We start from the raw sequence: 8393 nt of genomic DNA, 5'->3' as shown, positions 1-8393 counted from the left end.
CGTGCGCGTTCGCTTTGCGCTTCCAGGTTGGCTCTCTGGATCGTCAACTGCTCAGCCAGCCAGTGCTTTGCGCTCAGCGCATCGGCCACCTCGCGGAAGGCTGTTTGAATGGTTTTTTCGTATCCGGCGACGGCGATGTCGCGGCGCACTTCGCTCAGTTCCAGGTTGGCGCGCCGCCGCCCGCCATCGAAGATGGGCAGCGACAAGGTAGGCATGAAGGTCCAGGCGCGGCTGCCGGAATCGAACAGGCCGTCAAGATCGGAACTGGCCGTGCCGAAGCTGCCGGTCAGCGCAATGCGCGGCAAGAACGCCGCACGGGCCGCGCCGATGTTGGCATCGCCGGCACGCAATTGGTGTTCGGCGGAAATGATGTCCGGGCGACTGATCAGCAGCTCCGAGGGCAGGCCGGCCCGGAGTTCGGCCAGCACCGTTGTTTCATCGAAGGGTGCCTTGGTGGGCAGCGGGCCAGGATCGGCACCTACCAGCAGTGCCAGCGCGTGCAGTTGCGTGGCGCGTGCTTGCTCAAGCTGGGTTAGCAGCGCCTGAGCCTGGTTCAGCAAAGTTTGGACTTGAGTGAGGTCCAGCTTCGAGGTCGAGCCGACTTCAACGCGGCGCCGGAAAATGCGATAGGACTCCTCGCGGGTCGCGACGGTTTGACGGGCGATAGCCACGCGTTCGTCTATCTCGCGCAAGCCAAGATAACCGTCGGCCACCTGGGCGATCAGCGCCAGGTGGACGGCCTGGCGGGCCGCGTCGGAAGCCAGCCAGCTTTGCAGGGCGGCGTCTTCCAGGTTGCGGACCCGGCCCCACAGATCCAGCTCCCAGGTGCTCAAACCCACCTCGGCCCGATATTCGCCGCCCACCTGCGACCGGCCCGACATGTTCAGATCGCCAGGGACGCGGGCGCGTCCACCCTGGGCACCCACGCCCACGGCAGGAAATCGATCCGAGCGCTGAATGCGGAATGCGGCGCTGGCTTCCTCGACACGCAGCGCGGCCAGGCGCAGATCGCGGTTGTTCTCCAGCGCTGTCTCGATGAGGCGTTGCAGCAAGGGGTCGGTGAAGTACGCCTGCCAGGCAAGCTCTCCCGCGTGGGCGCCGTCGGTGCCTGATCCAAGATGCGCAGGCCAGGCTTCGGGCACGGGCAGCGGCGGGGTGTCTGGCGCCGGAGCGAGCGACATGCAGCCGGTCAAGACGACGGCGCTCAGGGCCAACGAGGCAGTGCGCAAGCTGAACGCAGGAAACAACAGGGAAGCTGGGGGCATGGTCACGTTCCGTACGGGTATCGGGCTGAAGAGGGTCTGGTTGCAGAGGAGGGGATAGCTGCCACCCACGCAATGCGGAGTTCGTGGCCGATGTCCGCAGGCCTTCTTTTCCTGCTTGCAAGTGCTGTCAAGTCCACTTCATCTCCTTGTTGATATGTGCATCCCCGTGTCCCCTGGCTGGTTGATTAGGTGCTCTTCCTGTGTCACATCCCGATGTGCCGGGTTCGTTCGCGCCTCTGAGTTGGCTTGCATCGTGAAATTTGAAAACAAACCACTGGACGGTTGTTTTTAATTATACGTTACAATCCGGGAACCGCAATCAGCGGGAACCGCAATCAGCGGGCTCGTCGGTCATTGACGCAGATCAATTCGAGCTGCCGGCTTGGGTTCAAGGAAGGCCCTGATTTCTGGTAGAGCCGGTGACCGGCCCGTGGGAACACCCCTCAGATCTTTGAACAGAGCCTTTGAATGCTACCCAAGAAAGATGACGCGCCCGACAAGCGCCGCTACCTGTCCTCTGCCGCCAGAAAAGAAGAAATACTCGACGCGGCCTTGGTCGAATTCGCGGATCGGACGTACAACGCCGTGTCAATGGAGCGCCTGGCGGAATGCGCAGGCTTGTCCAAGGCTGGCATCTACGCCCACTTCAAAAGCAAGGAAGAAATTTTTCATGCCTTGCTCGAACGTACGACAAAGCAGATTTGCGATTTCCAGGGCTGGCTCCCGGATGAAGATCTGACGTTGCCAGAGCTGGTAGATGTCTACCTGGATCGCCTATACGCGACCTTTAGCTCCCCTGCCACGATGTCGATTTACCGGCTGCTTCTGGCCGAAAGCGCCAGAACACCAGAGCTGGTGCAGCGTTGGCACAACGAAGTTGCGCACGGACTGAAAGAGCGGGCGCAGACCATCATCCACCGCAACATACGCCGAGGCGTCATTCGCCCAGGCGTCTTGACCGAACACTTCTTCCCGTTGGCGCTCGCGCCCGCAGTGCTGTGGCTGAGTTCCTCGATGCTGTCCAAGGGGAATCCTTCCATCTCGCTGGTGCAGTTACGGGATGCGCACCGGCAACTGTTGCTTGAGCTTTTGCAGCCTCAATGAGCGGAGTGATGCACATAGTCCTGCGCGCCCTTGCAGGCTTGGCGATCGGCTTTGTGGTACTGCTGCTGACTGTGTGGGGTGCGCTGGCTCTGTGGCATCAGATGCCGGGACCTTCGGTGGTGCGATGGTTCGTCATTGCCATGTGGTCTACGTTGGGTGTGACCGTTGTCTTGTCGCGGGCGGGCTTGCTTGGGCGGCGCAATCGCAACATCGCCCGATTCGCATTTGTGATCGCAGCCGCCTCCCTGCTCATGTGGTGGGGGACGCTGCAGCCGTCACACCAGCGTGTATGGGCTGACGATGTCGCCCAGTTGCTGGAGGCCAGGATCGACGGCAACCATGTTCACCTGAATAATGTGCGCAACTTCCAGTGGCGCAGCGAAACCGACTACACCCCGCAGTGGGAGAGCCGCACATACGACCTGGATCGTCTGCGCAGCGCCGACTTGGTGCTTTCCTACTGGATGGGGCCGCACATCGCCCACACCCTGGTGTCGTTCGGCTTCGATGGCGGTGAACGCGTGGTGTTCTCGCTGGAAATTCGCAAGGAACGCCATGAGTCCTTCTCGGCGGTAGGAGGATTCTTCCGTCAGTTCGAGCAGATCCTGGTAGCCGCCGATGAGCGAGACATTGTGCGTACGCGCAGCAACGCGCGAGGCGAAGATGTTTATCTCTATCGCTTGCAGATGAATCAGGCGAGTGCCCGCGCGTTGTTTCTGGAGTTTCTGAACGCGGCCAATGAACTGCGGCAGAAACCGCGCTTTTACAACACGTTAACCAGTAACTGCACGACCATCGTATTCGAGCTGGCCCGGGTCATTGCGCCCGCATTGCCAATGGACTATCGCCTGCTGCTGTCTGGATATTTTGCGCGGTACGTCTACGACATGCATGGATTGACGCCTGGCTATCGTTACGATGAATTGCAGGCACTGGGGCATATCAACGAACGTGCCCTTGCTTCCGATGTGTCAGAGGATGACTTCTCGATGTCGATTCGACAAGGCGTGCCAGGCATCCCTGCCAACGAGGTGAATCCATGAGGTTCCCGCAGGCCTGCCTTCTCATTACATGCGCCGCTCTTGCTCCGCTGCTGCTGGGGGGCTGCTCGATCCTGCGCGAGTTCGGCCCAGTGGTTGAAGTTCATACGCTACCTGCCAGGGAGGCCATCGAACTCAAGCGCGGCGACATCCTGACACGTGGCAAGCTCAGCGATGCGACTGTCCAGACCATCAGGGTGGCGGCATTGGATGAGCAGGCATGCGCAAAGCCGATCTCCTCGGAGTGCGCGGAGGCCTTGGCTACCGTGACGGGGGTTGCCACGGATAGACGCCTGGCTGCACTGTCCGAACTATGGCTGGCGCAGGCTCAGGCCATGAAGCCCGGTTCAGCGCAGCAAGCCGCCTGGCTTGAGACGATTCGCTATGCCTATGCTTATCTGTTCCTTGGTGACCATACTCCGGGAGAGCGGGCCTTCGAGGATCGCCAGACCCAAGTGCGGGATTGGTATAACTATGCCGTCGAGCATGCGGCCACCGGCATGTTCGAAGTTCGGCAACAAATGCCGACGCAGTTGCCCGACCAGACCAGTTGGAACATTGCAGGCTGGGAACTGAAGCTGGATATGCGCGGCGCGCGCTTACCGGGCACTACGGCGGTGCCAGCCGAACTCCTGCCAGCCTCGTCCCTGTCTTTCCGTGGATTGCGTAGCCTCTACCGGCGCGACGGCTTTGGCGCCGAGCTTGTGGCGGTCATTCCGGACGAGTCCCTGAGCGCCGTCCCAACTCGGGGTGGTCGCCCAGCGGCAAAACATGATCAGCAACCGCTGCCCTGGAGCGAGATGCCCGCGCCGTCCATGACGGTTCTGCTGCATCCCGACGGAGACAACTTGGACAGTGTGCTGCATGCTCGTACAGCCCGTCTGACGGTGCATGACCCCTATGTGGAATCGGCCATTATGCTGCGCGGCCAACGTGTGCCGCTGGCGGCCAATTTCACGGCCGGCTATGGCGTATGGCTGGCCCGTGCCAATTTCAACCGCCAGTCGCTGCGCAGCCTGCTCGGGCGCGAGGGTGGCATCGACCGCCCGCACGTCTACTTGATGCAGCCCTACGATCCGAACAGGCGGATCATCGTCATGCTGCACGGACTGGCCAGCAGCCCTGAAGCCTGGGTGGAACTCGCCAACGAAATCCTGGGCGATGAGGCCCTGCGCCAGCATTACCAGATCTGGCAGGTCTACTACCCGACCAACATGCCAGTCGCGTTGAACCACGCCATGATTCGCAGGGCGCTCGGGGAGACGCTGACGCATTTCGACCCATCCGGCCAAGCGCCGGCGTCGTCCGACCTCGTGCTGGTGGGGCATAGCATGGGCGGGGTCATCGCGCGGTTGATGGTGTCGTCAACCGATCAATCGCTGGTGCAATTGGCTGCGGATCACAGTCGGTTGACGCCGCAGCAGATCAGGCGCATTGATCCCATGTTGCGCTTCGAGCCCTTCCCGAATGTCAGCAGTGCCATCTTCATCGCGGCGCCTCATCGGGGCACATCGGTCGCGGGTGGACGCCTGGGGCGCTGGATGGCGGGATTTATCCGCTTTCCCATTACGGTGCTCGAAGAACTCGCCCATACACTGGCACCCAATGCGGCCGCCAGCAGCCGTGAAAGCCTGGCAACCATTCCCAATAGCGTGAACAATCTCGACGAAAACGATCCGTTCGTGCGTACGGCGGCGGGCTTTCCCATCTCATCCCAGGTGCGCTATCACTCGATCGTGGCCCAAGCCAATTCCGAAGTGGCCCTCGATGATTCCGATGACGGTCTTGTGCCTTATCGCAGCGCACATCTTCCCGGCGCACAGTCCGAGAAAGTCATTATTTCGGGGCACAGCGTGCAACAGAGCGCGGCCGCGATACTGGAGATCCAGCGTATTCTGAGAGAGGACATGGCTCTGCGGGAAGCGCATTTACAGCCATAGACAACTGCCATCTGCTGTGCGCGGCCGAGCTGATTTCGGATTTCGTATGGGCGTAATGCATTCATCTGAATGCGCAAAGAGCATCAGACTTACTGTTGCCCGCTCGACGCTGGCACAGTGGGTCGGTGCGTGCGGCGCGCAACTGCAGCCGATGGTAAAGGCGCTGGATGACGAACTGCGTCGCCACGTGGTGCTGCACGCCCACGAGACGCCGATGCTCAAGCCCAAGCATCTTGGCGACGGCAAGGCGTACCCAACGTGATCCGCCGTCTGGCGGCGACCCAGCCCATGCTCGACAAGATCGTCGGCCACCAACGCCACATCGCTCAGGCCTACGGCATATCGATGGAGCATGCGCGCTGGCTGTTGACCACCGTGGCGTTCCACTGCCTTGCCGTGGCCGACACGGTGTACTCGGTCGCCGAACGGGAACCCGTCGTGGATGCAGACCGTGCGACGGAGGAAGCCGAGATGGAGGCCGAACTCAACAGGGCATGCACGCACTCATTGTTGGCATGCTGGCCTTGATGGATGCTGATGGCCTTTCAGGAGATAGTTGATCGTCGTTCTCGTTTGTGGGGGTTGAATGGAAATCCAGGGATGCCGTAATTGAGGAGCCTGGACGGCGTATCGTTCAGGAACAAACACGCACGGGCGGCCAGGCCCTGCCGTGGCTCGACATGACGGCCTTCCTGCGCGGGGCCATCGACCTTGCGCTAGACAACCATGCCAATGCGCCACGCAGCAATACGCAATGGGTGTTCTTCGACCGTGGCCTGATCGACGCGGCGGCAGCACCCCAGGCACTGGACGGCACTACTATTCTGGACACGATTGCCCAGTCGCATCGCTACCACTCGCGCATCTTTCTGGCCCCGCCGTGGCCTGAAATCTATGTGCAGGACGAAGAACGCCGTCACAGCATGGATGAAGCGCGGGCTGAATTCGAGCGGCTTCAGCGCACCTATCCAGCGCTGGGCTATGCGGTATCGCGGTTGCCCAAGATCAGAGTGGCGCAACGCGCTGACTTTGTGCTGGACACCTTGGCTAGCCGCTAACCTACCAAGGCGAACTCTACCGTATCTCACCGCCACGTAGGACTCCATGCTCAAATCTCTTGCGTAACTCTGAGATAAGGATTGTTGGGTGGTACTGCATCGAACAACCAATTCGCATCGATCAGCAAATACCCATGCAGCTTCCGGGACTTGCGCGGCCCGGTGACTTCACAGATCCAGATGTTCAAGCCGCTGTCGTGCTTTCGATGCAACCCCAGTTTCTCAAAGCGCTTCTGCACCCACTGCCAATCCGGCATCTTGTCCTGCCGTGCCAGCGTGCCGACATGAGGGTGCTCCTGGACGTAGCGCTGGAACACACCTGGGCTGACCAAGTAGGCCGTGTCATTCACGGAATGCACGAGCGCTTTTGCGTCGTTGATGATGAGCCGGCGCGAAGCAATTCCCTGTTTCAGCCACATCATGAAATGTTCGCCTGACGGGGGCGCTGCTGTTAGGGGTGGTTTAGCAGTAGATGGTGGTGGCGAAGGAAGCACTGCGGCAGTCGCTGGCATAGGAGTGCTGGGGTCTGCGGGGTAGCTTCTCTGTGCAACCGGCTCCACATCCTGCTCGGCACCAGGCGAGCCGCTCGTGCTCACCATTGCCAGCATGTCCTCCATGACATCGGACACGGGCTGGGCCTTAGGCGGTGAGGCGGTGACGGTACTACTGCCTTCCCAAGATGGAAGTTTCTGACCGTTCGGGGCTGCCTTCGCCATGGCCGCAGGCGGCATTTTCGGCGCCTCGGCGTCGTTTTCGGCGACTGCCGCGTCGATCGCTACCGTGCCTGCAAAAGGCGTCGGTCGCTCGCCAGATTCCCAGATCAGCGCAGGAGCGAGGCGCAACAGGGTGAACGAGTGGGACCAGCCGGTGGAACTGGTTATGGTCGCGCGCCAAATAGCCTTGCCGTCGGGCGCCGGCTGCAACATGCCGTGATCCTGGAGGACGTTGAACACCGCGGTGTTGTTCGCAGGGATGCCATCGACGCCTTGGGACAGCAGGTGCGCACGCAGTTTGTCCGAGACCGTTTTGCTCACCAGCCACAGGGCATCGTCGGTGAGCCAGCCATCGGAGGCTTCCGGCTGGTTCAGTTTCAACTGTTCCTTGAGCAGGTAGCGCAACCCGTCGAGCAGCTTGCGCTGCAGCGCGTGCTTGGGCGCAGCCATGGCGCGGGCCGGATCGCCGCCCAGCTCCTGGGCCACCGAGGCCCGGTCTGCCTGCACGACAAGTTCGCCCAGTACGCCGGCGTGCTCGTACTGCCCGGCCAGGACGTAGAGCAGTGGTGCCCACAGGGACGGATAGCCGCTGAGCCAGTCCAGGGCCTCACGGTCGAGCAGTTGGTGGTAGAGCAAACCTGTCGCGGCGCTGTGCAGGCGGTACTCGCGATCGTCGCGGTAGCGGAATCGGTATGGCTGGCGCAGCGGGCCGTGCCAAGGGTGCCAGATGCTGCCGTCGGCCAGCTCGACGTGCAGATCGACGGCGATCTTGCCGATGTCGTGCAGCAGCGCGGCGTAGGCGACGGCGGCGGTCCAGGCTTCGGACTGTGCCGCTTGGTCTTCGGGGCTGGCGCCGATGGGCAGCAGATGGGACTGCCGCAGTTTCAGACTGTAGGCGACGATTTCGAGGCCGTGGTCGAGCATGCCGCCCAGATAGGCATGGTGATGCGCCTCGGAGGCCGGGAAGGCCTGGACCAGCTCGGCGTAGCGTTCCAGGGGCGCTCGGTACAGCGTGGCGAATTGCCTGCGCGACAGCGAGGTGCGCTGCCAAATGTGCTCCAGCAGCTTCTGCCGGCGCGGGGTGGCCAGCAGCGATGCGGCCGACTCGGGCCGCATCAACCCTTTCGGGAGGACGGTGGCGGGTGCTGGCGGTGGCGCGCCGGCGACCGGGGGCCGTTTTCGCTGGAACAGGGAGAGCATGCGGGTGTCCTGTGGCGGGCCGGCGACCGGGGGCCGTTTTCGCTGGAACAGGGAGAGCATGCGGGTGTCCTGT

Annotated in this window: 7 protein-coding genes and 1 pseudogene; 6 read left to right on the top strand and 2 right to left on the bottom strand. The window is 61.9% G+C overall.

Going from position 1 to position 8393, the window contains the following annotated elements; translation table 11 throughout:
* A partial coding sequence (locus Q0672_RS11655; protein WP_298622348.1) for an efflux transporter outer membrane subunit occupies positions 1-1265 on the bottom strand: 1265 nt, incomplete at its 3' end.
* 468 nt (positions 1266-1733) lie between these two features.
* Between Q0672_RS11655 and Q0672_RS11650 the strand changes: the two genes are divergently transcribed.
* The 6 genes and pseudogenes from Q0672_RS11650 (at position 1734) to Q0672_RS11625 (ending at position 6407) form a co-directional block, all read left to right on the top strand.
* Positions 1734-2369, top strand: a complete 636-nt coding sequence (locus Q0672_RS11650; RefSeq protein WP_298622346.1) for a TetR/AcrR family transcriptional regulator — start codon at positions 1734-1736, stop codon at positions 2367-2369.
* 8 nt (positions 2370-2377) lie between these two features.
* Positions 2378-3412 (top strand): DUF4105 domain-containing protein, encoded by a 1035-nt coding sequence (locus Q0672_RS11645; protein ID WP_298622344.1) that lies wholly within the window; start codon positions 2378-2380, stop codon positions 3410-3412.
* The gene (locus Q0672_RS11640) at positions 3409-5349 is read left to right on the top strand and encodes an alpha/beta fold hydrolase (RefSeq protein WP_298622342.1); all 1941 of its coding nucleotides are present in this window, start codon (positions 3409-3411) and stop codon (positions 5347-5349) included. Before Q0672_RS11645 ends, Q0672_RS11640 begins: the two co-directional genes overlap by 4 nt.
* Before the next feature lie 46 nt (positions 5350-5395).
* Positions 5396-5575: pseudogene (locus Q0672_RS11635) on the top strand (transposase); the annotation flags it as partial.
* 62 nt (positions 5576-5637) lie between these two features.
* Positions 5638-5877, top strand: a complete 240-nt coding sequence (locus Q0672_RS11630) for a hypothetical protein (RefSeq protein ID WP_202626418.1) — start codon at positions 5638-5640, stop codon at positions 5875-5877.
* Positions 5878-5924: 47 nt separating this feature from the next.
* Positions 5925-6407 carry an AAA family ATPase gene (locus Q0672_RS11625; RefSeq protein ID WP_013520789.1) on the top strand — a complete coding sequence of 161 codons (483 nt, stop codon included), beginning with the start codon at positions 5925-5927 and terminating at the stop codon, positions 6405-6407.
* 50 nt (positions 6408-6457) lie between these two features.
* Here the strand turns inward: Q0672_RS11625 and mobH are convergent, their stop codons facing one another.
* Positions 6458-8320, bottom strand: coding sequence for a MobH family relaxase (gene mobH, locus Q0672_RS11620; RefSeq protein ID WP_003050081.1), 1863 nt, complete (start codon positions 8318-8320; stop codon positions 6458-6460).
* Positions 8321-8393 lie beyond the last annotated feature (73 nt).

It is taken from the genome of uncultured Zoogloea sp., assembly GCF_937894855.1.
Classification (GTDB): domain Bacteria; phylum Pseudomonadota; class Gammaproteobacteria; order Burkholderiales; family Rhodocyclaceae; genus Zoogloea; species Zoogloea oryzae.
Note: the sequence above shows the minus strand (reverse complement) of the source record. Positions and strands in the feature narration are given on the sequence as shown.